This window comes from Natrialba hulunbeirensis JCM 10989, from assembly GCF_000337575.1.
Taxonomy (GTDB): Archaea; Halobacteriota; Halobacteria; order Halobacteriales; family Natrialbaceae; genus Natrialba; species Natrialba hulunbeirensis.
The window spans coordinates 320,017-341,638 of record NZ_AOIM01000041.1; the positions used below are offsets into that span (position 1 = coordinate 320,017).

The 21,622-nt window shown below is 62.3% G+C and carries 21 protein-coding genes, 1 tRNA gene and 1 pseudogene; 11 read left to right on the forward strand and 12 right to left on the reverse strand.

Annotated elements, in window-relative coordinates:
- Positions 1-9: 9 nt before the first annotated feature.
- Positions 10-339 (reverse strand): FUN14 domain-containing protein, encoded by a 330-nt coding sequence (locus tag C483_RS17585; protein WP_006654713.1) that lies wholly within the window; start codon positions 337-339, stop codon positions 10-12.
- A 585-nt stretch (positions 340-924) separates the two neighbouring features.
- Here C483_RS17585 and hflX point away from each other — a divergent pair.
- The 3 genes from hflX (at position 925) to C483_RS17600 (ending at position 3,893) form a co-directional block, all read left to right on the forward strand.
- A complete protein-coding gene (gene hflX / locus C483_RS17590; RefSeq protein ID WP_006654714.1) occupies positions 925-2,226 on the forward strand; it encodes a GTPase HflX in 1,302 nt (433 codons plus the stop codon).
- 156 nt (positions 2,227-2,382) lie between these two features.
- Complete coding sequence (locus C483_RS17595; protein WP_006654715.1) at positions 2,383-3,537, forward strand: thiolase family protein; 1,155 nt, start codon at positions 2,383-2,385, stop codon at positions 3,535-3,537.
- A complete protein-coding gene (locus tag C483_RS17600; RefSeq protein ID WP_006654716.1) occupies positions 3,534-3,893 on the forward strand; it encodes a hypothetical protein in 360 nt (119 codons plus the stop codon). Before C483_RS17595 ends, C483_RS17600 begins: the two co-directional genes overlap by 4 nt.
- Before the next feature lie 207 nt (positions 3,894-4,100).
- On the opposite strand, the pseudogene C483_RS17605 reads toward C483_RS17600, so the two are convergent.
- Positions 4,101-5,075 (reverse strand): annotated as a pseudogene (locus C483_RS17605) (DUF7547 family protein); the annotation flags it as partial.
- A 158-nt stretch (positions 5,076-5,233) separates the two neighbouring features.
- On the opposite strand from C483_RS17605, the gene C483_RS17610 reads away from it, so the two are divergent.
- Both C483_RS17610 and C483_RS17615 read left to right on the forward strand, forming a co-directional pair.
- Positions 5,234-5,986 carry a ribonuclease H-like domain-containing protein gene (locus tag C483_RS17610; RefSeq protein WP_006654718.1) on the forward strand — a complete coding sequence of 251 codons (753 nt, stop codon included), beginning with the start codon at positions 5,234-5,236 and terminating at the stop codon, positions 5,984-5,986.
- 88 nt (positions 5,987-6,074) lie between these two features.
- Entirely contained in the window at positions 6,075-6,512 is a 438-nt protein-coding gene (locus tag C483_RS17615; protein ID WP_006654719.1) for an acyl-CoA thioesterase, read from the forward strand.
- 235 nt (positions 6,513-6,747) lie between these two features.
- On the opposite strand, the gene C483_RS17620 is transcribed toward C483_RS17615, so the two are convergent.
- The 8 genes from C483_RS17620 to C483_RS17655 form a co-directional block, all read right to left on the reverse strand.
- Positions 6,748-7,032, reverse strand: coding sequence for a HalOD1 output domain-containing protein (locus C483_RS17620; protein ID WP_006654720.1), 285 nt, complete (start codon positions 7,030-7,032; stop codon positions 6,748-6,750).
- A gap of 243 nt (positions 7,033-7,275) precedes the next feature.
- Complete coding sequence (locus tag C483_RS17625; protein ID WP_006654721.1) at positions 7,276-8,244, reverse strand: methyl-accepting chemotaxis protein; 969 nt, start codon at positions 8,242-8,244, stop codon at positions 7,276-7,278.
- Positions 8,245-9,017: 773 nt separating this feature from the next.
- Positions 9,018-9,091 (reverse strand) — tRNA-Thr (locus C483_RS17630).
- Between the two features lie 107 nt (positions 9,092-9,198).
- Entirely contained in the window at positions 9,199-9,816 is a 618-nt protein-coding gene (locus C483_RS17635; protein WP_006654722.1) for a GNAT family N-acetyltransferase, read from the reverse strand.
- The gene (locus C483_RS17640) at positions 9,794-11,008 is read right to left on the reverse strand and encodes a phosphoglycerate kinase (RefSeq protein ID WP_006654723.1); all 1,215 of its coding nucleotides are present in this window, start codon (positions 11,006-11,008) and stop codon (positions 9,794-9,796) included. The genes C483_RS17635 and C483_RS17640 overlap by 23 nt, the downstream gene beginning before the upstream one ends.
- 187 nt (positions 11,009-11,195) lie before the next feature.
- Entirely contained in the window at positions 11,196-11,831 is a 636-nt protein-coding gene (locus C483_RS17645; RefSeq protein ID WP_006654724.1) for a CBS domain-containing protein, read from the reverse strand.
- Positions 11,832-11,970: 139 nt separating this feature from the next.
- A complete protein-coding gene (locus C483_RS17650; protein ID WP_006654725.1) occupies positions 11,971-12,735 on the reverse strand; it encodes a GTP cyclohydrolase III in 765 nt (254 codons plus the stop codon).
- Positions 12,736-12,880: 145 nt separating this feature from the next.
- Complete coding sequence (locus tag C483_RS17655) at positions 12,881-13,207, reverse strand: DUF5785 family protein (protein ID WP_006654726.1); 327 nt, start codon at positions 13,205-13,207, stop codon at positions 12,881-12,883.
- A 186-nt stretch (positions 13,208-13,393) separates the two neighbouring features.
- Between C483_RS17655 and C483_RS17660 the strand changes: the two genes are divergently transcribed.
- A complete protein-coding gene (locus C483_RS17660) occupies positions 13,394-13,867 on the forward strand; it encodes a GNAT family N-acetyltransferase (RefSeq protein ID WP_006654727.1) in 474 nt (157 codons plus the stop codon).
- Positions 13,868-13,925: 58 nt separating this feature from the next.
- Here the strand turns inward: C483_RS17660 and C483_RS17665 are convergent, their stop codons facing one another.
- Both C483_RS17665 and mct read right to left on the reverse strand, forming a co-directional pair.
- Positions 13,926-14,732, reverse strand: a complete 807-nt coding sequence (locus tag C483_RS17665; protein WP_006654728.1) for a methyltransferase domain-containing protein — start codon at positions 14,730-14,732, stop codon at positions 13,926-13,928.
- Positions 14,733-14,862: 130 nt separating this feature from the next.
- A complete protein-coding gene (gene mct, locus C483_RS17670) occupies positions 14,863-16,050 on the reverse strand; it encodes a succinyl-CoA:mesaconate CoA-transferase (protein ID WP_006654729.1) in 1,188 nt (395 codons plus the stop codon).
- A gap of 136 nt (positions 16,051-16,186) precedes the next feature.
- On the opposite strand from mct, the gene glmS reads away from it, so the two are divergent.
- The 5 genes from glmS to citE are packed head-to-tail and all read left to right on the forward strand — an operon-like array spanning position 16,187 to position 21,619.
- Positions 16,187-16,642 (forward strand): methylaspartate mutase subunit S, encoded by a 456-nt coding sequence (glmS, locus tag C483_RS17675; protein WP_049912884.1) that lies wholly within the window; start codon positions 16,187-16,189, stop codon positions 16,640-16,642.
- 8 nt (positions 16,643-16,650) lie between these two features.
- Positions 16,651-18,090, forward strand: a complete 1,440-nt coding sequence (locus tag C483_RS17680) for a methylaspartate mutase subunit E (protein ID WP_006654731.1) — start codon at positions 16,651-16,653, stop codon at positions 18,088-18,090.
- A gap of 24 nt (positions 18,091-18,114) precedes the next feature.
- On the forward strand, positions 18,115-19,395 hold the full coding sequence (locus tag C483_RS17685) for a methylaspartate ammonia-lyase (RefSeq protein ID WP_006654732.1): 1,281 nt from the start codon (positions 18,115-18,117) through the stop codon (positions 19,393-19,395).
- Entirely contained in the window at positions 19,388-20,527 is a 1,140-nt protein-coding gene (gene mch / locus C483_RS17690) for a 2-methylfumaryl-CoA hydratase (protein ID WP_006654733.1), read from the forward strand. Before C483_RS17685 ends, mch begins: the two co-directional genes overlap by 8 nt.
- Before the next feature lie 48 nt (positions 20,528-20,575).
- The gene (gene citE, locus C483_RS17695; RefSeq protein ID WP_006654734.1) at positions 20,576-21,619 is read left to right on the forward strand and encodes an L-malyl-CoA/beta-methylmalyl-CoA lyase; all 1,044 of its coding nucleotides are present in this window, start codon (positions 20,576-20,578) and stop codon (positions 21,617-21,619) included.
- Positions 21,620-21,622 lie beyond the last annotated feature (3 nt).

Below are 21,622 nucleotides of genomic sequence, written 5' to 3' on the forward strand. Positions count from 1 at the left end.
TGGTCCCAGTCAGGCTCGGTGGTAGCCGATCAGAAATCCGCTCGTGAAGCCGACTGCAATCGCCCCAACTGAGAGCAGCGACTCGAGCCAGTGGACGTCCATCCCGGCCTGGTGGGTCTCCGCTGCTCCTTCACTCGTCGACACAAGCCCCGCCGACAGCCGATCCCAGTCGACGATGAGAATCTCCTGCGACTGGAGATAGCGAACCACCATCAGCTGCACACCGAAGATAATCGCGAGCACCTTCGCAATTCGTTTGGTCGCAAAGCCGAGCAGTCCGCCAAGGATCGCGCCGGCGAGGAACTCGAGTGCGAGCGTCGTCGGATCGACAGAGACCATTATCGCGAGCATTCGTAGCGCCGATAATGACTGTTGTGATCGAGTGAGTGTCTCGTTGCGTGGGAGGTTGGGCGTGGTGAACTGGGGGTGGATCAGGACGATGAACTGGCTGGAGTGGAGTAGGCATGGTGAACCGAGTGGGACAGTTCTGGTGTAGTGAACTGTGTATAGCGGGTTGTCAGGGCGGTGGCGTGAGGAATCTGTGGGACGAGCACGGGATTCAAGACGCTTGGAACCGTACGCGCGAGTATGGCTGTGGATCGTCTAACGGAGGTGGCAGACCGGCACGACGAGCGTGGTTGATCGCATCCCGGCGGCGTTGCGAAGACGACGACACAGGGAACCACCACGAGCGCCGCGGCGACATCGTCCCTTCTCTCCGCAGTCACACGAGACATCACACGGACAGCGACGCGCAACCAGTCGCGTCTCTGCAGAACGTCCGCTCGCAGTCACGACGGAGCGACCGCTCTTCGAATCCGAGTTTCCGTCTGTGTCTCTGTCTGAATTCGAACCCGAAATCGAACCTGGAACCACACCCGAATCCGAACCCGAACCCGAAACAGAACCCACACTCAAATCCGCATGAGAGCAATCATCGCAAAGCGCGTCGACTCCGGAACGCCAGATACGAGCGAGATCTCCGACCTTGCAGCCGCAGCAGGGTACACCGTCGCCGGCGAGGTTACCCAGTCCCGCCGGGCTGATCCCGCACTCCAACTCGGCGAGGGGAAAGCCGAGGAACTCGCCGAGGTCGTCGAAGCGACCGAGGCCACGACCGTCATCTTCGACAATCGTCTTGGCCCCTACCAGACGTACAACCTCGGCCAACTGCTGCCCGAGGGCGTCGAGGTCATCGACCGGTTCACGCTGATCCTCGAAATCTTCGGCCAGCGCGCCCAGACCCGGAAGGCACAGCTACAGGTTGAACTCGCCGAACTGCGCTATGAACTCCCGCGCGCCGAGGCCAAGACCAGCCTCGCAAAGCGCGACGAGCACCCCGGCTTCATGGGCCTGGGCGAGTACGACGAGAGCCGCGAACAGGACATCAAGAACCAGATCAGTCGGATCAATGATGAACTCGAGCGCATCGAACAAACCGAGGAACACCGCCGAGAGCGCCGGCGCGATTCCGGCTTCGATCTGGTCGCACTCGCGGGCTATACGAACGCCGGCAAGTCGACGCTGCTGCGGCGGCTCTCGGAAGATCTGGACGTCGAGGAGAACGAGGACCTCCACCGGGACCTCGACGCGACCGCCGAGTCCCAGGACAAACTGTTCACCACGCTCGGGACGACAACCCGACGCGCCGCCATCGAACCGCGTGACGTGCTCGTGACGGACACTGTCGGCTTTATCAGCGACCTCCCTCATTGGCTGGTCGAATCGTTCAAGTCGACGCTCGACTCCGTCTACCGCGCCGATCTCGTCCTTCTCGTCGTCGACGTGAGCGAAGACGTGGACGACATCCACGAAAAACTCGTCACCAGCCACGACACCCTCTACGAGCGAAACGAGGCCCCGATCGTTACCGTGCTCAACAAGATCGACGCCGTCGACGAGACAGAACTCGAGGAGAAGCGCGAGGCGCTCTCGGCACTTGCACCGAATCCGGTCACCGTCAGCGCGCGGGAGGGGATGAACATCGACGCGCTGCTCGATCGGATCGACGACGAACTGCCCGACTGGGAGGAGGAGCGACTCATGCTCCCGATGACGGACGAGACGATGAGCGTCGTCTCCTGGATTCACGACAACGCCCACGTCGACGACGTGACTTACGGCGACGAGGACGTACTGGTTTCCTTCGAGGCCCGCCCTGCAGTTATCTCGCAGGCGCGCTCGCGAGCGAGTGAGCTACAGGCGACTGTGGCGGATTCGGCCTGACCCTGCTGGCACACCCAACTTCGATACGTTTCTTACTTGCTCGTGTCCGAGACCGGTTAGCCGGTGGGCCGGCGGACCAACGGACCAACGGCTGCAGGAGAGACCGCAGGACGGGTGACCCAATCTTATAAAACACAGACCTGTGTGCAGTAGGATATGGAACGTGTTGCTGTAATCGGCTCGTCGATGACCCAGTTCGGGCAACGAGACGGGTGGATTCTGGACCTCCTCGCGGAGGCCGGCCTTGACTGTCTCGACGACGCGGGCGTCGACGCGGCCGACGTCGACCACCTCTACGTCTCGAACATGGCGAGCGGCGAGTTCGAAGGCCAGACCGGCATCATGAACGCGCTGGCCCAAGATATCGACGCGACGCCAGCGTACACCCAGCGAATCGACCAGACGAGTTCGAGCGGCGGTGCGGGCATCTACGCCGCCTGGCAGTCCGTCGCGAGCGGTGCCAGCGACATGACCCTGCTCGTCGGCGGCGAGAAGATGACCCACCGAACGACCGGCGAGGCGACCGACGTGATCGCCTCGCTGACCCACCCAGTGGAGTACAAACAGGGCGTGACGCTCCCCTCTTTCGCGGGGCTGACCGCACGCCACTACCTGGAGCGCTTCGACGCACCCCGCGAGAGTCTCGCGAAGGTCGCCGTCAAGAACCACGCGAACGGCGTCCACAACCCCCACGCCCAGTTCCAGAAGGAGGTCGATCTGGAGACGGTACTCGAGTCCCCCATCGTCGCCGACCCGCTCCGACTGTACGACTTCTGTCCGATTACGGACGGGTCGGCGGCGCTCATGTGCTGTCCCGAGTCAGTTGCACAGGAGTACACGGACGAGTACGTCGTTATTTCGGGTATCGACGGCGCAACGGACACCCACGTCGTCCACGAACGCGAGGACCCGACGATTATGGGCGGTGTCGTCGAGAGCGGCGACGGGGCCTACGAGATGAGCGGCCGCGACCCTGGCGATATCGACGTCGCCGAACTCCACGACATGTTCACCATACTCGAGTTCCTCCAGATGGAGGGACTCGGCTTCGCCGAGCACGGCGAGGCCTGGAAGCTGGTCGAGGAGGGAGAGACGGAACGGGACGGTGAACTGCCGATCAACACCTCGGGCGGGCTCAAATCGAAGGGCCACCCGCTGGGGGCGAGCGGCGTTGCACAGGGCGTCGAGATTTACGAACAGCTCATGGGTGAAGCCGGCGACCGACAGGTGGAGGCGGAGGTCGGCCTCTGCTGTAACGTCGGCGGGTTCGGTAACTGTGTGATTACGACCATCATGGAGGCAGCACAATGACGATGGAAGCGACGCGGTACGAGGACGGCACGATCAGCTACCCCGGCCACCCGCGCGGGCCGGGCGGAACGGAGCCGGTCGAGACGGTCGATCTGAGTGCGTACACCGCGGAGGTCGTCACCTGGACGACCTCGATGGCGACCCCGCCAGGTGTCCGTGAGCCGAACCATCTCGCGATCGTCGAGTTCGACGTTGATGGCGAAATCGTCCGCGCGCTCGGCCAGCTTACGACTGGTGATGTCGAGACTGGAGACGAGGTTCAGCCCGTTCACGTCGACGAACTGCGCGAGCCGGGTGCGGGAATCCGAGAGCCTGAGAGTCAGAAGTGGGACGGCTACCGGTTCGAACCGGTCTGATCAGCGGTCGTTGCCGTTTTGCGAGTCGTCGCTGTTGTTGCTGTTGTTGCTGTCGTCTGCGCCGTTGATGTCGTCGTTGCTGTCGTCTGTGCCGTTGATGTCGTCGTTGCTGTCGTCTGTGCCGTTGATGTCGTCGTTGCTGTTGTCTGCGCCGTTGATGTCGTCGTTGCTGTTGTCTGCGCCGTTGATGTCGTCGTTGCTGTCGTCTGTGCCATTAGTGTCGCCGTTGCTGTTGTCTGCGCCGTTAGTGTCGTCGTTGCTGCTGCCTGCGTCGGTAGTGCTCTCGTTGTTGCTGGTGCTGCCGTGGCTACTATCCGTGTCAGCACTGCCGTCGGTGCTGTCGCTGTTATCGGCCTGCCCATCCTGACTATCGTCTACAGCAGCCCCATCGTTCGCAGACGGCTCGTCAACTCCCGGTTCGTCGGGTGACCCGTATCGATCCCGCAGCGTCTCGAGTTCGGCGTCGACGTCGACGGTCGACTCGGGTTCGCTCGTCGATTCGACATCGACCGTCCCACCCTCGCTACGGCCGTCTGCTCTCGCTTCCGATTCGTCATCTGTAATATCGATTCGAACCGCATCCTGCTGGCCGCTGTTGGTTGCGTCGGCCGCGTCGGAACTGCCAGCGTTGGCCGCCGAATCCGAACTCCCACTCGTCGCATCGCGCAGCCGAGTATCGACCTCGTCCCGAAGCTCGCGCGCTTCGGTGAGCAGGTCGCGGGCGTCCTCGTCCGCCGGAAGTGCACCCGACGAGGCTGCTCGCTGAAGCTGTGAGAGGACCGTATCGAGCTGTGAGAGTGTCGTTCTCCGGAGGTCGGTCGCGCGCTCGCTCGTCGCTTCTGCGGCCTCACTCGTACGGTCGCTGACCTCGCGTTCCGTCCGGACGAGTTTGAGTCCGCGCTGGAACGTCTCGAGTGCGCGCACGCTGGACTCGAGTACAGTAATTGCAGCGGGGATCGCGACCTTGTCGGTAAAGGAGAGCACGTCGCCGGGTGTCGGCGGCCGGAGACGTGACGTGGGTCGCGGAGGCGTTCTCCGCCGCGTGCCGGTTCCGTTTGCGAGTTCCTCGCGCAGTTCGTCAATCGTCTCCGTGAGTTCGTGGACGGCATCGGCGAGCTCGTCCGTCGGCTCTGGGCCGCCGGAGCCAGCGTCGGCGTCGGGACCAGTGTCGGGATCGCTCATACGCATCCTACGGGGCCCCGGTATGAAAATCCGGGCATCGTGTTGGTGGTCGAAGAGGACCACGGCTGACGGGCAAGGAACGAGAGCGTGGCGGTCGACGCGTCGCGACGGCCGGACAGATCCAAGCGCTTTTCCTTCCACCGCTCCCCTCCACTGGTGTGCGAATCGAGAACAGTTTCATCCCGGTCCGCGGCGTCGGCGAGACGACCGAGCGCCGCCTCTGGGAACACGGGATCACCCACTGGGACGACTTCGACGGCAGCGTCGTCGGTGACACGCTCGCCGATCGAATCGAGGACTTCATCGCAGACGGCCGCCAGCACCTCGATCAGGGCAACCTCACGCCGTTCGCCGAGGCGCTTCCCGCCTCGAGTCGCTGGCGACTCTACGAGAACGTCCGCGAGGAGACGTGCTTTCTGGACATCGAGACCACCGGCCTCGACGCGAGCTGTAACGACGTGACGACGGTCAGCCTCCACCGCGGCGGCGAGACGAAGACGTTCGTCAAGGACCGCGACCTGACCAGCGACCGACTCACAGCCGAACTCGAGTCCGCCTCGCTGCTCGTTACCTTCAACGGCCAGCGCTTCGACGTGCCGTTCCTCGAGACCTGCTACGACATCGACGTGACGACACCACACGTCGATCTCATGTACCCCTGCAAGAAGGTCGGCCTCGACGGCGGCCTGAAGGCGATCGAGCAGGACCTCGGCATCGAGCGCGAGATGCCCGATATCAGCGGCCGCGACGCGGTTCGACTCTGGCACGAGTATGAACGTGGTGACGAGGGAGCACTCGAGACGCTCGTCGAGTACAATCGGGCCGACACGAAGAACATGGAACCACTGATGGACCGCGTTGCGACACGGCTCCACGAGGAAGTCTTCGAATCCGTTCAGCGGACGGCCTGAGAGCCATAGTCGGAACACAACAACAGACTGACCGAAAACGCAGCCTGAACCAGCAACGATACGGTGGTCGACTTCGTCAGCCGGTACCATGACTCCAGATACCGACAATCGAGAGACGGACGAGTCGTTCGACGCGGACTACGAGGTCGAAGTCGACGTCCGACTGCGGGATATCGACTTCATGGGCCACGTGAACAACGCGACGTACGCAACGTACCTCGAACAGGCTCGTGAGGCGTTCTTCACGGACGTTTTCGACACGTCGCTCGTCAATCTCGACACCGTCCTTGCCAACGTCGAACTCAACTACGAACGGCCAATCGAGGCCGATGCGACGGTCACCATCGCGCTTGCAGTCGGTGACCTCGGGACGGCCAGTCTACCGATGCGCTACGAGATCCGTGCCGACGGCTCTCGTGTCGCCACTGCCAGCACAGTTCAGGTGTTTATCGACCGCGAGAGCGAACAGTCTCGGCCCATCCCGGACGAGTGGCGTACCCGACTCGAACAGTATCAACTCGAGTAACGACAGGATGTGAGATGGAGCACTCGAGTAGCGGACGTACACTGCGTAAACAACCTCGGGCGCGGTGGCCCGAGGCTTTTGTTGGTTCCCTCAGCCGTGCTGTTATCGAGGAGACGGAACACGCACCGGAGTGACGCGCTTCACCCCCGCCCACGGTGTTGACGCAAATCAAAGATTTGCGAACGCCGAAAACCTGCGGTTTTCGGAAGGGCGGGGAACTCGCGCTGCTTTTTGTTTAGACTGAAGAGTCCTGTACGATAACGTCTCCCTCGCCTTCGACGATGATCTGATAGCCGTTAAACATAAATTCGACGCGTCCCGGAAGCCGGTCGGAGCCGTCCTGTCGGGGTGCAAACAGAGAATCCAGCGCTTCGGGGTTGACGACATCGTACAGCGCCTGGTACTCTGGCGGTTCGATATCGGTCGGATCGACACCCTCCTGCTCGGCGACTGCAGCGATCACTTCAAAGCTCGGCGACTGCGAATCGGTTGCCTCCGAACGGTCGACTGAGAGTAGCATTGCCCGGACTCTTTCTTTCTCCATATATAAATCCACTGGCCTCAACGCATGCTTGTGGCCCATATATGTGCATAAGTGGTGGAACCTGTCTATTAATGACTTTATTTAGGAGAGAATTCGGCCAGATATAGTTGCATTCAGCTGAATTGTACCGCTTCAAGCGACAATATATTTGCTGTAGTGACTGATTGTAGCCGTAATTACCAACCAGGACGTAACGGGAGCTAAACCGACGCTTGCCGCTTACGGCGACGGAGCCGGTGATGGGGCAAGGTCGTCAGCGAGGTACTCGAGTGTCTGGTCGATACTCTCGACCTGATTCGTCTGATTCTGAATTTCGCCGGCGATTTCTTCGGTCTGTTCGGCGATATTTTCGGCGCTAGCGACGGTCTGGTCGACCATGCTTGCGACTTCTTCGGTACTCGAGGCCTGCTGGTCGGTTGCTTCGGCCACCTCGGCAATGCCGTCTGAAACCTCGTCGACGGTGTCGTGGATCTCTTCGAGAATGTCGATTGCCTGGTTGACCGATTCGATCCCCCGTTCGATCCGGTCGTTGTTTTCTTCGAGGCTCTCGGCGGCCGTTGCCGTATTCTCCTCGACGTCGTTGATCATGCGCTCGATTTCGGTCGCCCGTTCCTGGGAATCCTCTGCGAGCGTCTTGACCTCGCTTGCGACGACGGCGAAGCCGTCGCCGGCCTTGTCTGCGTGAGCGGCTTCGATCGAGGCGTTGAGCGCGAGTAGGTTCGTCTGGTCAGCGATATTGTTGATCACTTCGACAACCTTGTCGATTTCGGCGACGCTTTGTTGGATCGTCGCTACGTCGTTCGACACGTCACTCGCTGCCTCCTGAATCTCGCTCATCGCCGTCCCGATTTCGGAGGCCGACTCCTGTCCGTTTTTGGCCAGATCGCGGGCCGTTTCGCCGGCAGCGGAGACCTCCTCGGCGGAGGAGGCGATCTCCTCGACGGACGCTGATAGATTCGACGTCTCGTCTGCGACTTGCATGATCGCCTGGTGTTGCTCGCTCGCTTCGGCGTGGATGGTTTCGAGCCGGTCCCCAATTTCGGCCGTACTCTCACCGAGTGTCGCAAGCGACTCCTGCATCTCGTTTGCGGCTTCGTTGTCGTACTCGACGTCAGTATCGACGCTCCCCTCTGCTGTGGCGTCGAGTTCGTCACTGATTTCCTGATCTGCGAAAGACTCCTGTCTCACGTTTAGTTTCGAGACAGTCCGTCGTATTAGACGTTCTGCCCAAATATGATGCTATGTGTTGGAACGGTTGACTGGCATAGTAACACAACTCGAGAGTACCACAGAGTACTTCGATCGATGACGGTAGAATCGGCAAGATGGGAAGAACAGTGTGAACAACCCCGACCTCAAGGGTCGGGGTTCTCGCCTTGCTCCGCCTATAGAAGACGAATTCGTGAAACGGTTCGTATCAGCGCGGTTGCCAACGCGGGCGAGCCATTCGACAGATATGGAGCTGTGGACGTGCTACTGGAAGCAGAGACCGGACACCTAGAATATGGTTGCCAGCAGGATAGTGGTGAACTGCTGGCAAGCCAAACTGACAAGGAAGTTGTGACGTCAGTATCGTTGAAGTGTAGTGTTGGCAACAACGAGTAACGGTGGCTTCCTTGTCAGTGGACTCATTAGCCTGCACATACATCAATGTGATGGTTAATTCGGATTATAACCATAGATTAGCAGCTATGGATACGATACTGTCGAATGAAGAAGAAAATATTGTACAGAATCCAACCCAACCCCATCACTCTCATCCAACTACGGTCCTCAGAGACGTGCTGGATCGTGTTGTCCAGTGTACCGCCTCGGGTTTCGCAACGGCCGCCTACCACGCCATGACATCCCATTGAACTCGGTAGCCGAATGAGCGGTGACCGTGTGGTCTGTATATCAGCATGTTGATATGGTCGGATCTGGGGATACCAGGCGGTAAAAGCGTTGAATAGAGGGATTCAAGCCAGGGGTGGGATTTGAACCCACGAAGTCTCGATTACAAGTCGAGTGCATGAACCGCCCATGCTCCCCTGGCGCTGTCCGTTGGTTAGGAATCCTCCTTTGAGTGTGTATCGTTTTCGGTTTCCGTCGTTGGCACACCCTCGTGTGGCTGGCAGGTACTCGAGTCGAGTTCCAGCGAGTTCAGGAGGGCTCCTGACTGTCGTCGCTGTCGTCGTCGCCGTCCCCAGTGAGCGGGCGTTGCATCCCGAGACGATACGGCTCGAACCCATGAGAGCGGTAGAATTCCTGTGCCGCATCGTTTCTGGCCATCACCTCGAGCAACAGGGCGTCCGCACCCTGGTCCTCGAGTTCACTCGCCACAGCGGCAAGGAGTTTCGAGCCGATTCCCTGGCTGCGGTGGGATGGCACGACGTAGAGGTTCGAGAGCAGGCCGCGAGTCCGGTCGAGTTCGAGACTGCCGTGCTCGAGTGAGAAGGAGGCGAAGCCGACGATGAGGCTCGTGGTATCGGTGGTTCTGGTGGTACTGGTAGGAATGCTGCTACTGATTGCTATCGTCTCGTTGTCGTCGTCATGGTCACGGTCACGGTCACTATCAGTACCGTCCACAACGAGCCGTGCAACGAGCAGCCCATCAGAAACACGATGTGCAGCGAGCGTCTCTCGCATCATTTCGCGGTTGGCTTCGGCGCGGACGGCAGCATCGTGTTCGCGCTGTCCGTAAGCCAACTGCACCCAGAGGTCGGTGACTGCGTCAATGTCGTCTGCCGTGGCGTGTTCAATCGTTAGCTCGGGGACCATTCTCGAGTGCAGTCACGGCAGGCAGTGGTTCGGCGGTGAGCATCCGAAGCGCGGCGCCGCCGCCGGTGCTGACGTGTGAAAAGCCCTCGACACCGAGTTGGCGCAGTGCCGAGGCGGTGTCGCCGCCACCGACGATACTCATCGGCACCGACGTGGCCGCGCCGTAGAGTTCCTTCGTCCCAGTTTCGAACGTCTCGTCTTCGAAGACACCGGCCGGTCCGTTGAGGATCACTGTCCCGGCGTCCTCGAGTATCCGTTCGTAGTAGGCGAGTGTCGAGTGACCAATATCCATCGCAGCCTCACCGTCTCGTGGCGGAAGCGCGTTGACCGCGAGCTCGTGGCGGTCACCATCGCGCTCGACGGCCACGTCGCGTGGGAGCGCGATGCGGTCGCCGTAGGCGTCGAGCAGGTCCTGTGCGCGGTCGATTTCGTCCCAGTAGCCCTGCTCGTAGATAAAATCCGAACTCGCGTCGCCGAGGTCGACCTCGTCGGCGATGAGGAAGACGTTGCCGACGACGCCGGCCGTGAGGACGTGATCCGCGAGCCCCTTCTCGAGGACGCTCCAGGCGACGTCGATCGAGTCGGGGACCTTCGCGCCACCGATGACGTAGACTCGCGGCTCGGGTGTCTCCTCGATGGTGCCGAGGACGTCGAGTTCGGACTCCATGACGCGACCTGCGTAGCCCGGCAGTACGGTCGGGAAGCCGACCAGCGAGGGCTGTGAGCGGTGTGCTGCAGCGAAGGCGTCGTTAACGTAGGCATCGAGGACGGGCGCAAGTCCTTCGACGAGATGTGTACGAGCGGCGCGCTCGGGGTCGAACTCCATGTACTCCTCGCTGTAGAAGCGGGTGTTCTCGAGGACGACGCACTCGCCGTTGTCGAGCGAGCGGACGGCCTGGCGTGCGGCATCGGTAAAGGTGGCATCGACGTACTCGACGGGGCGATCGAGCAGGACAGACAGTCGATCGGCGTGTGGCGCGAGCGAGACGAAATCGTCGCCGCCGGGGCGGCCCTGATGGGCGAGCACGGCGACCCGACCGCCACGCTCTACGAGTTCCGAGAGCGTATCGACGTGTGCGCGGAGTCGGGCGTCGTCGGCGAGCGACCCGTCGTCGTCGATCGGACTGTTGACGTCGACGCGAACGCCGACGGTTGTCCCTTCGACGTCGAGGTCGTCGAGGGTATCGATCATTGTCGACCAGTCCACCGCGGCACCCGAAAGGTCTTTCTATCGGAGAGATAGTCTCCGTCTGCTGATTCAACAACACGAACGTGAACGCGAGCGCGAGTGAGTGCGAGTGTAACTGCGAACAAAAACGGACGAGGCGAACTGTCGGGCCAGCCACAAAGCGCAACCCAGATTCTGAATCCGGGTCTCGCTACACGCTCCGACAGTCCGAGCAGACGAGTTGGCCGTTCGAATCCCAGAGTTCGTCTGCGAGTGAACCACAGGTCTCACAGACGCCCTGCGTCGAGTACTCGTCGCCGCCGTTTGGCTGAATCTGGTCCTGTGCGTCGCGATCGGATCCGGTAAGCGGCATGGCTGCGAGCCGTTCGTCTGCGGATTCTTGCTCCGAAAGTCCGTCCGCCGGGTTGCCCGGCTGAGTACGTGATCGAGACTGCGTCGTCGGCTGGAACGAGCCCGCGGCCGCAATAATATCCCGCTGGGTGACGAGCCCCAGAACCTCGTCGTTGCTGTCGACGACGAGATTCCGGATGCTCTCACGCGCCATGATCGTCGCTGCGTCCGGCACTGACCGCGTCGGGTCGACCGTAATCACTGGCGAGGTCATGATTTCGCCGACGGTCGTTTCCGCGGGGTCACCGCCGTCCTCGACGAGGCCGAGCACGTCCCATTCAGTCATAATTCCGACCGGATCGGAGCCACGGACGACGAGCACACAGCCCGTCTGTTCTGCGCGCATCAGTGAAACTGCACCCTGAACAGTATCCGACTCGCTCACGCCAACGTATTCGCTCGTCAAGACGTCCCTGACCGACAGTTCTGATTCCATATGTGAACAAACCGCGTGGTCGGGCTAAAAACTACCTCCACTACACTTAAGCGGCCAGCCGGCGAAGTTCTCTGCTTGCGGGACAGACCAGCCGACTACTGTCGTTCATGCTGCCCGCTGTTCTCGCGTCGTCCTGTTCTTACTCCCACTCGAGTTCAACACGCGTCCCGTCAGCCCGACACGTCTCGAGTGCGTGCTTTGCGTCGAAGCCAGCCTCGTGGGCGTTCTCGCCGCGGCCGACGCCAACCTGGAGTTCGACGTCGACGGCGTCCTCGACGTGGTAGATGGCGTCCTCGTAGTCGCCGTCGGTGAGGTCGGGACAGGCGACGATGATGTTGTCGCCGCCGACGAAGAACGAGAGACTGTCGTGGGCGTGGCGCATGTGGCGCATGAGTTCGGCGTAGCCCTGTTCGATCTCGATGAACGTGTCGAAGGCGTTGAGCTCGTCGGTGTAGTTGCCGGTGGCGTCGATGACGTCGAAGTGGGCAATCTGGACGTCGTCGGTGGTTCGGTGGCCGTCGTCGATCGTCCGCCCGCCGAGACACTCCCGACGGCTTTTGTCCTGTGCGCTGCCGGCTTCCTGGACGAGTGCAGTCGCATCGGCGAGCGCTTGCACGGGCGTCGTGCCCGTCGCCACGCCGAGACTGAGCGTCACGGGGTAGCGGTTGCCGACGGACTCCTGGAGGAGTTCGTGGTCGTCCATCGACAGCCCGTTGGTCACCGCGATGATGTTGTCGAAGCGAGTGAAGAAGGTGTAGCCGCCGCGGTTGCCGACGAACTGCGAGATGTCGGCATAGAGGCGAGATTGCAACGTCTGGAGGTCGGCCTCGCGTCGCGGCTCCGGCGTCACGGTCCACGGTCCGTAGTTGTCGATCTGAACGAGCGTTACCTGCGTGTTAGTCACGGTACCCGAAGATTTCGGCCACCGTCGTATAAGTGATACGTAATCCAGATTCGTGATGTGTCGTGCGGTGTCGTGGGTCTATGAGCCAACGTCGGAAGCTGGTTGCTGAACGGAAACAGGAACGGAGACAGAACAGAGACCGCACTCAGGCGCGCTTCTTCTCCGGGTTGGCTCCCTTCGGGTGGTACTCCCAGAAGTCACCCTCGCGCATCGCCGCACCGACTGCCTTGTGCATGTCCGTAATCGTCTCGAACGCCTCCTGATCGACGTACTCGAAGATGTCGCTGAGCGAAACGACTCGCTGGTAGTTGACCCGGATTGGATCGTCGCCGTACTCCGCGACGAACTCGTCGCGCTCGAGTGGGAAGTCTTCCTCCTCGTCGACCTTCTTGGCGATGATCGCCATGTCGTACTTGCGCATCCCCTCGCTGCCTTCCTCCCCGTCGGGGTCGTGTGGCCAGTCCGAACTCATACTCGGACGTGTGTGTGGGTCCCGCAAAAGGGTTACCTTTACTCGCGGCGCTTGCCGCTCCCCCTCCAACGGCTCGCTCCGCCAACGGGGAGAAACGCACACGCGGAACGGTACCCAACACAAATCGATTGTGAATACGACCCACACCGTCCACACGTTCAAGAACGAACGCTACCCACTCGACGTATGACTCCAGAATTCGTCGAAGCCAGCGCAGCCGACCTCGACGACCTCGTCTCTCGCTGGTACGCACTCGCAACGGCGATGGAAGCCCACGATGAATTGAACGAACTCGAGTACACCGCCCTCGATGATGTCCCCGACGACGGCTTTCGAGCGCATTTCGACGACGAGTCGATTACCGACTACCTGATCGTTCACGAGGACACCACTATCGGCTTCGTGACGCTTCGCGAGGGCGCTCACCCGTCGCGGCGCTACTCCCAGTATCTCCGTATCGTAAACCTCGCGATCGACGAGGCGCATCGGAACCAGGGCCACGGCTCACGAGTTGTCGAGCGCGTGCGAGAACTGGCCCGCGAGCGCGGCTGTGACCACCTGAAGGTGTCCTGTGAGTGGCACAACGAGGATGCGCGTCGCTTCTACCGTGAGGCGGGCTTCCGACAGAAGCAGGTCGACTACGCAGAGCCGCTGGAGTGAGGCGATTTCTCTGCTGAACGCGGGCAACCTGGTTGTGCTACAGCATCCGACCGATTGGTCACGTACTACTCGGCTCGTGAACCAGACCGCGCTGTGACGGCCGAACAGCAACGACACGAAGCCGACGATAGTCCGCAACCCACGTCCCGTCGACGAAGTACTCGTCGCGAAGCCGGTCCTCGACCGCCGCAATCACGTCCGCGCGTTCGCCTTCTGGCACCGCCGCGAGTAACCCATCACCGAACATCGCGAGCCACGAGGCCAGCCCGTCCGCGCCGCCGTCGAGCTCCGTCGGCCGATCGAACAGCGTCGCATACCGGACCTCGAAGCCGTTGGACTCGAGTACCGTCGCGTACTCGCCGACGCTCGGGAAGTACCAGGGAAAGTCGACCTCGTAGCCGCGTTCGCTAGCGACGGCGCGTACCGCGTCGACGATCGACTGTACGTTACCGGTGCCACCGAGTTCGGCGACGAATCGACCGCCGGGTCGCAGCGACGCCTCGACGGAGTCGAGGACGGCGTCCTGGTCGGGAATCCAGTGCAGCGCCGCGTTCGAGAAGACGGCGTCGAACTCGCTCTCGAAGGAAAAGTTGCGCGCGTCTGCGCGAACGAACTCGCGGTCGGAATAGCGCTCGCGGGCTTCGGCGAGCATCTCCGCGGAGGCGTCGAGTCCGACCACGTCAGCGCCGCTTCGTGCGATCTGGTCGGTCAGGTGGCCGGTCCCACAGCCGAGGTCGAGGATTCGCTCGTCCGGCGCTGGCTCCAGCAGGTCGACGACGTCCTCGCCGTACTCGAAGACGAACGAGTGGTCGCCGTCGTAGGAGGTGCTGTCCCACTTGGTGTCCGTGCCGTCAGGTGGTGACATATCCGGAGCAAGGTCGCGACTCACTTATCATTAGTCATGTGTGTCACCGTATCATGGAACCAAACCAGGAAACTGAAAAGTGGGTATCTGATCCGAACTGTGGCCGGAGCCAGTCTGTTGCCGTTGTCAGCTAGTCGTCGGCTGCCTGCTCGACATCAGTCGTCGCCTCATCCGAACCGAGCACCTCCTCGCGGTGCTCGTCGAGCAGCGGCGCGCGACCGCGCGGTTGTGGCGGCGTCTCGGTCATCTTGATCGGCGAGCCCGCAATCTCGACTTCCTCGTCCGTTCCCGGCTGTTCCACCGGCACGAGCATCTCGCGCGTCTCGACGTGCGGATCCTCGAAAATCTCCTCGGTCGTCTGGACCGGGGCGACGGGGACCCGGCCCTCGAGTGCACCCACGAGTTCGTCGTTGGTCAGTCCGCTGGCCCAGTCGGCGATCTCCTCGCGCAGGGACTCTCGGTTTGCGAGGCGTTCTGCAGCAGTCGGGTACGCCTCGGCGAGATCCTCGCGGTCCATCGCGTCGCAGACTTCGTTCCAGTGGTTCGTGCCGAAGGCGGCGATGACGGCGTGGCCGTCCGCGGTTTCGAACGCGTCGTAGGGGAACAGCGTCGGGTGGGAGTTGCCTCGTCTAGAGGGGGCCTCGCCGGCGTAGGACTGCTGGTAGATGGCACGCTCGGTCAGGCTGAGCATGGAGTCGTACATGCCGGTGTCGACGTACTGTCCCTCGCCGGTCTGTTCGCGGTGATTGACCGCGGCGAGGATGCCGATGCAGTTCAACGTGGCCGTGAAGAGGTCGCCGATGCCGGGACCGACCTTCGTCGGTGGCCCGTCCTCCTGGCCAGTGATCTCCATGACGCCGCCGAGTGCCTGCGCGATGAGGTCGAAGGAGGGCTGGCCCTGTCGGTCCGTCTCGCCCGTACGCGGATCGCCGAAGCCACGGATCGAGGAGTAGATCAACTGCGGGTTGTACTCGGTGAGCGTTTCGTAGCCCAGATCGTACTTCTCCATCGTACCCGCGCGATAGTTCTCGACGACGACGTCGGCTTCCTCAACCAGCGAGAGGAAGTCCGCGCGGTCGCCCTCGTCGTTGAAATCGAGTTCGATGCTGCGCTTGCCGCGATTGACACTCTGGAAGTAGCCGCCGTAGGCTTCCGCCTCGGGATCGTCGACGAACGGCGGGTTCGAGCGGATGAGGTCGCCGCCGGGCCGTTCGATCTTGACCACGTCGGCACCCATGTCCGCGAGTAACATCGTACAGTACGGGCCCGCGAGGACCTGCGTCAGATCCAGCACGCGCAGATTCGAAAGTGCGCCCATGGTGGTCTCGTTGCGATACCGATATCTAAACCTTTACCATTGATCATGTAGGTGTGAACTTGTGACATTGAGGGGCTGTTAAGGTGTTTAAGGAATATTATCATGGAAGATCATTAACTTTATACCGAAGTCCATCATGGTTCTGCATACGATGTCCCAAACGGTCGTCCTCGGCGTGATCGGCTCTGACGCCCACGTCGTCGGCATTACGATCCTCGAGCAGGCATTCAGTGCAGCAGGCTTCGATGTCATCAACCTCGGCGTCCAGACCTCCCAGGAGGAGTTCGCCGAGGCCGCAGTAGCACACGATGCCGAGGCCGTACTGGTCTCCTCGCTCTACGGACACGCCGAGCAGGACTGCCAGGGTTTCCACGACGTGCTCGACGCCGAAGGCGTCGACGCGCTCACCTACATCGGCGGCAACCTCGCCGTCGGGCAGGATGACTTCGAGCAGACGCGGGAGACGTTCGAAGAGCTCGGCTTCGACCGAGTCTTCGACTCCGAAACTGACCCCGAAGAGGCGATCGCTGCGCTCCGACAGGACCTCCAGCTCACGACGATGGAGGCCGAGCGCGCGACCATCAGCTCCTAGAGGCCTCGATGATACGAGACGAACGCATTCCAGCCGACGAGCTACGGCGTATCGACGACGAAATCCGGTCCGACTGGCCGACAGGAGACGCAGTCGACTTCGAAGAAGCCATCGACTACCACGAGTCGCTGCCCGCCCACAAACAGTTCGCCGACGTCCTCGAGAACGCGGATAAACCGCTCTTACAGCCACGAGCCGGCGTCCCGCGACTCGACGACCAGATCGAGCTACTCGAGTACCTCCACGAATCGGGGCAGGCGGACCTCCTGCCGACCACGATCGACTCGTACACGCGCGATAATGAGTACGGGAAGGCACAGGAGGGACTCGAGAAGGCCCGTGAGACCGGCGAGGACACCCTCAATGGATTTCCGGCGGTCAACCACGGTGTGGAAGGCTGCCGGGACCTGATCGAGGCGATCGACGCTCCGATCGAGGTTCGCCACGGCACGCCTGACGCGCGCCTGTTGGCGGCGATCACCTTCGCCGGCGGCTTCCAGAGCTTCGAGGGCGGACCGATCTCCTACAATATTCCGTACACGAAACGCCACGGACTCGAGGAGACGATCGAGAAGTGGCAGTTCGTCGACCGGCTCGCAGGAGCCTACACGGAGCGCGGAGTGCGGATCAACCGCGAGCCGTTCGGTCCCCTCACGGGAACCCTGGTTCCACCGTCGATTGCAATCGCGATCATGATCGTCGAGGGCCAGCTCGCCGCCACGCAGGGCGTGCGCTCGATCACGCTCGGCTACGGCCAGGTCGGCAACGTCGTGCAGGATGTTGCGGCCCTGAACGCACTCAAGAAGCTTGGCAACGAGTACCTGCCCGACGAGGTCGTCGTCACGACTGTCTTCCACGAGTGGATGGGCGGCTTCCCGCCGGACGAGGCCCGCGCCAACGGCGTGATCAGCCTCGGCGGAATGACGGCCGCGATCGCACAGCCGGACAAGGTGATCACGAAGTCGCCCCAGGAGTTCCAGGGCGTGCCGACGAAGGAAGCCAACGCCTCGGGCCTGCGCACGACGCGCCAGGTCATCGATATGGCGATCGAACAGGAGATCGACATCGACGGCATTGCGGAGGAACAGGACCTGATCGAGCGCGAGACCCGGTGTCTGATGGACACCATCTTCGAGCACGGCGACGGCGACGTCGTCCAGGGAACCATCAAGGCGTTCGACTCTGGAGCACTCGACGTACCGTTCGCACCGAGCGACAGCGCGAGAGGTGCGGTCCTCCCGGCTCGCGACGATGACGGCCGCGTCCGCATCTTCGAGTGGGCCGACCTCGCGATGGACGACGACATCAAGGAGATCCACAAGGCCCGACTCTCGCGGCGTGCGGACACCGAGGGTCGCGATCAGTCGTTCCGCATGGTGGCAGACGACGTCGACGCGATCAGCGACGGCAAACTCATCGGTCGCCCGCAGAACGCGGGGGACGTCTAAAAACACGACAGAATTCAAACGAGAATGCAGATCACAGACATCCACGCGACGCCCGGTTACTCCGGGTTCTTCTTCGACGACCAGCGCGCGATCAAACAGGGTGCCCAACAGGACGGATTCACCTACGACGGCGACCCCGTCACCGACGGTTTCGACGAGATTCGCCAGGCCGGCGAGACCCTTATCGTCGACATCGAACTCGCAGACGGAACTACCCATCGCGGTGACTGCGCCGCAGTCCAGTACTCCGGCACAGGCGGACGCGATCCGCTCTTTCAGGCTGCGGAGTACGCCCCTGTCGCCGAGGGTCCCGTCGCCGAGGCACTCGCCGGACGCGACGCAGCCGAGTTCCTCGCGAACGCGGACCTCCTCGAGGACCTCGAGATCGGCGGCGACCGACTGCACACCGCGATCCGCTACGGCGTCTCCCAGGCGCTGCTCGCCGCCGCGGCCACAGCCCAGGGGACGACCCAAACCGACGTCCTCGCCGACGCGCTCGGCACAGCGCCCGCGACCGAACCCGTGCCCGTCTTCGGACAGTCCGGTGACAACCGCTACGCCAACACCGAGAAGATGTTCATCAAGGGCGTCCCCGTCCTCCCGCACGCGCTGATCAACAGCGTCGAGAAGATTGGGGAAGACGGCGAGACGCTACTCGAGTACGTCGAGTGGCTCGCCGAGCGCTCGCAGGAACTCGGTCCCGACGGCTACGAACCGCGGTTCCACATCGACGTCTATGGCATGATCGGTGAGGTGTTCGGCGCGCCCTACGACCGCGACGAGGTGATCGACTACTTCGCCGCACTCGAGACGGCGGCCGCGCCGTACCCGATTCAGATCGAGGGGCCGATGGATGCGGGAAGTCGAGAGGCACAGATCGAGGCGATGGTCGAGCTTCGGACAGGACTGCGAGAAGCCGGCGTCGGCGTCGACATCGTCGCCGACGAGTGGTGTAACACCTTCGAGGACGTGCAGGCGTTCGTCGACGCGGGCGCGGCCGACGTCGTACAGATCAAGACGCCCGACCTCGGCGGGATCCACCGCAGCGGACAGGCCGTCCGGTACTGTGAGGGCACTGAGATCCGCGCCTATCTCGGCGGGACCTGCAACGAGACGGAAACGTCCGCACGCGCCTGCGCACACGTCGCGCTCGCGACGGATGCCGCACAGGTGCTCGCAAAGCCCGGCATGGGGTTCGACGAGGGCTACATGATCGTCGAGAACGAGATGCGACGGACCATCGCCCGACGAAGACGGAACCGCGAGCAGACCACCGAGACCGACGAAATTACTGCAGATGACTAACGAGTCACAACGAGATTCCGACAACGGGAGCGGAGAGCAACCTGAACCGCGACCGATCGACTGGACCGATCCCGACACGTTTGCACAGGCACTCGACCAGGTCGAGACGAAGGAGAAGGGCAACTACTTCGAGGACTTTTCGGAAGGCGACCTCCTCGAGCACGACCCCGGACTCACGCTCACCCGCTGGGGCAACGAGTCGTGGATGAGCCAGACACTCAACCACGATCCGGCCTACTGGCGCGTCGACGCCGCCGCGGAGCGCGGCTTCGACGAACCGCCGATTCATCCGGATTACCTCACCGCTGCCACGCTCGGGATCACCGTCGAGGACCTGAGCGAGAAGGGCGGCTACTTCCTCGGCCGGACCGACGTCCGGTTCCCCGGCACGCCGGTCTACGCCGGCACCGAACTCCACGTCGAAAGCGAGGTCGTCTCGACGGCGACCTCGAGTTCCCGTCCCGAGTTCGGCATCGTCACGTGGCGAACGCGCGGTACGGACGCCGAGACGGGTGACGTGCTCTGCTCGTACGAGCGGACGAATATGATTCCGCGGCGAGAGCCGGTTGCGACGGACGGCGGGAGTACGACAGCGGCCGACGCCGAAGAAAACGGCGGCGACGGACCGACGCTCCCCGAAACGTTCGTTACCCCTGCGGGCGGCTACTTCGAGGATTTCGTAGACGCACTCGAGACGGCCGAGGGAGACGACGAGAACGCGGCGGTCGCCTACCGCCACGAGCGCGGGCGCACACAGGACGACGTGACCGTTGCCTCCCTCCCGCTCGCGACGCTGAACACGGCCAAGCAACACCACAACATCGACGTGATGGCCGACTCGCCGTCCGGTGACATCGTCACCTACGGCGACGTGACCCGGTCGACCGCGCTCGGGCACGCGCGCTCGGACGAACAGACCTGGCGCGAGGTCGGCTTCGACGACGAGCAGTTCCACACGTTCGTCGCGGCCGGCGACACTGTCTACGCGTTCACGCGTGTCCTCGACGCCGAAGACGATGCGGCGACCGACGCAGCAGGAACGGTCCGGTTCGAACACATCGCGTTCAACCAGGACGACGAACCCGTCTACTCAGGGACCAGGACTGCAGAGATTCAGAAGCGAACAGCCTAACGAGTACGTGCGACCACGTTTCCAACAGACAACACACCCACATCAGATATGACCGACGACACCCGACTCTGCCGAACCTTCCAGACCGCACCGGCCGCCGTTCCGAAAGACGACTCGGCGAAATACCTCGTCTCCGGCCTCGCAGCCGAAGGCTTCCAGGCCCCTGACTGGCTCGTCCCCGACCTAGAGGACGGCACCGCACCCGACATGAAAGCCGAGGGCCTGGAGAACACCATCGACCGCGTGCCCGAGTACGACTTCCCCGGCGAAATCTGGCCCCGCGTCGAGTGGAGCTACGAGGATGCCGACTATCGTGAGAAGGGGCGAAACCAGATCGACCAGCTCGTCGCCGAACTCGGCGACGAAATCGAGGGCGTCGTCGTCCCCAAGGTCGGCCGACTCGAGGACGTGAAACGCGCCGCCGAGGTCGTCGCCGAGGCCGAATCCGAACACGGCTATCCCGACGGCTCGATCGGTCTCTCGATCATCATCGAAACGGGACGCGCGAAGTCAGACCTCCGGAAAATCGCAACATTCGGCGAGGACTCCAGACTCACCGCGCTCGTCTTCGGTCCCGTCGACTACACCGCTGAACTCGGCGGCCGCGACCTCGGTGACGGTCGCCCGCGTTGGGACGGCCTTCTCGAGGAGCTCTCGAACGAAGCCAGTGCTGGCAACCTGCTCTCGATCGGCGGCCCGTTCGACGACCTGTTCAAAGAACGCGCCGGGCTGACCTACTACAACGCCGACGCCTACGCGGATCAGGTCGAACACGAAGCACACCTCGGACTCGACGGCTCCTGGTCGCTCTACCCGAAGCAGACCATCCAGGCCAACACGATCCACATGCCGACATCCGAGGAGCTCGAACGAGACGTGAGCAAAATCGAGCGGTTCAACGAGGCCAAGCGCGAGGGCACCGGCGCTGTGACGCTCGATGGCCAGATGGTCGACGAAGCCACGTTCAAGGTGTTCCGCAACACGATCCAGCAGGTCCGCGCAATCGACGAGACGCGGCCCGCCCAGACCGAGGAACACTACGACGACGCACTGCTGGAGCGCGCGCGGGAACTCGAGTTGTCCTACCGGTAGTAG